A 1,999-nucleotide genomic window follows, 5' to 3' on the forward strand; every position below is an offset into this window, starting at 1 on the left:
TGAGGCGGCAAACGGAGCTTGAGCTGCTGGATCAAGAGTTGAAGTTCTGGCTCGGGCTGGGTGTAGCGGGTTAGCACGAGTTCGCGGCCGTCGGTTGTCGGCACATGGACGTCGATCATCTGGACGGCGGCGAACTTCTCCAGCACGCTGCGTGCGGTGAGCCCCGGCGCCAAGGCATGAAGACGACGGTGCAGGGTGATGTACAAGCAATAGGCCAGGAACGCAATGAAGATGTGGGCTTCGATCCGGCGCTCGTCTCGATGGAAGATCGGCCGGATGGCCAAGTCTCCTTTCAGGTTCTTGAACGCTTCTTCGACGGCAACGAGCTGGATGTAGTATTGCCAGAGCATGGCCGGATCATTGCCGGTGAGATTGGTCCGCAGCAGATAGCGCCCTTCGCGGCGGCGAACCGTCCGCAACGTCTTGCGGTTCAGGGTGAAGATGAACATGGAGCTGTCCTTGTCCATCTCGATCTCGACCAGGCGCCAGGCGGTCGGTGCCTTGGCCCGCGCGGCACCGAGCTTCATCAGCATCTCTTCGCGGGAGATCTCCATGGCGGCCAGCTGGCCAAGCCGTTTCCAGAGCCACTTCAATTGCCGTCGACGCATGGCGCGTTCCTTGGTGACCCGATCGGCGCTCTGGGCAAAGACGTAAAGTTCGTTGTCCCGGGCCAGCAATTTGACCCGGACGCCGGCGCGCGCATCCTGCCAGGGCTTGTCCGCGAGGTGCTTTTCCAGCCGGGTGAGACGGCCTTTGGGCGTTCCCACCAGATACTGCACCGGCGGATCACTGCCGCGCATCTCGGCCAGCACCGCCTCGCTCGGAATGCCGCGATCCATCACCCAGACCCGCCGGGCTTTGCCGTACTGCGCTTCGATCCGGTTCAGGAAGGTCCGCAGGGTCTTGCTGTCCGCCGTGTTGCCGGGCAGAACCTCGTAGGCCAACGGCAAGCCTTCCGGGGTCACCACCAGCGCGATCACCACTTGAGGGCAGTCCGGTCGCTTGTCGCGGCTGTAGCCGTGGCGGCGCTTGTCGCCTTCCGGCACGTCGGCGGCGTTGATCTCGAAATACGTGCTGGTCAAATCGTAGAGCAGGACGTCGAAGTCGACGCTGAACAGCGTCCGCCAGCGCCCCACCAGATGAGAAAACAAAGCCTCCTTGTGCTCCAGCAGCCGGTCATGGCAGGCATAAAGCTTGTGCGCCTGCGCCAAGCCGAAGTCGGCCCCCAGCACATCGGCCATGGCGCTCCTGCCGAACCAGTCGCGGTGCAGTTTCCACTCGCTGCCCGGCGCGATCAGCCGATAGGACACCAGGACTTGCAGGATCTGATCCCACCGCGTGCCTTTTCGGCTCGCCGGCAACCGGTCGGCCCAGAAGCGATCCAATGCCAAGTCCCGCCACAGTTGTCCGGCCAGCCAGCAGGCACCCCATTGCCGCGGCCGGTGCAGTGTCAGGTCGGACAAGCGAACCTGCACCACCATCGCGTCGCCGGCCACCGCCTCGTCGCGCCCCGCCGGAAACAGTGCCAGCGTCCGCGGCCGCCCGGCATCCTCATCGAAGACTTCGATCGCCTTGCGCCAAGCGTCGGCCTGCGAGGAATTGATCTCGCCCAGATATAGGACGTGCCGCTGCACCACCCGGCCATCGTCGAGACGCTTGCTCTCGACGATGTTCCAATAAGTGTGCGTCTTGCCGTCCTTCTTTCTTTCCGTCCGCCGCAGGAACATGACGGTGGCAGTCTATGCACAGAAATTCGGCTTTGAAAACCGACTAGGTCTTCACTACAGCCGTTTTCGGCTATCTCGGCGTTCCATTATCCTGCCAAATCAATTACTTGGCAGTGCGTAGCCGGCCGAAAATCGGCGTTTTCCCCGGCGAATCCGCGAAGTCGGGTTAATACCGGCGGTCGCCTTCGCCCGGGCGGCGACCAGCTTGCCGATCGACTGTGACCTGTAGCCGTCAAGGATGGACGGGCCGACCGCGGCCTGCGCCGGAGCTT

The 1,999-nt window shown here is 63.1% G+C and carries 1 protein-coding gene; it reads right to left on the minus strand.

Annotation, left to right across the window (positions count from 1 at the left end; genetic code table 11):
• Positions 1-1,727: IS1634 family transposase (locus VGP39_RS15995; protein WP_327569075.1), on the minus strand; the 1,727-nt coding region annotated here is incomplete at its 3' end.
• Positions 1,728-1,999 lie beyond the last annotated feature (272 nt).

The organism is Bradyrhizobium sp. (genome assembly GCF_036009065.1).
Taxonomy (GTDB): Bacteria; Pseudomonadota; Alphaproteobacteria; order Rhizobiales; family Xanthobacteraceae; genus Bradyrhizobium.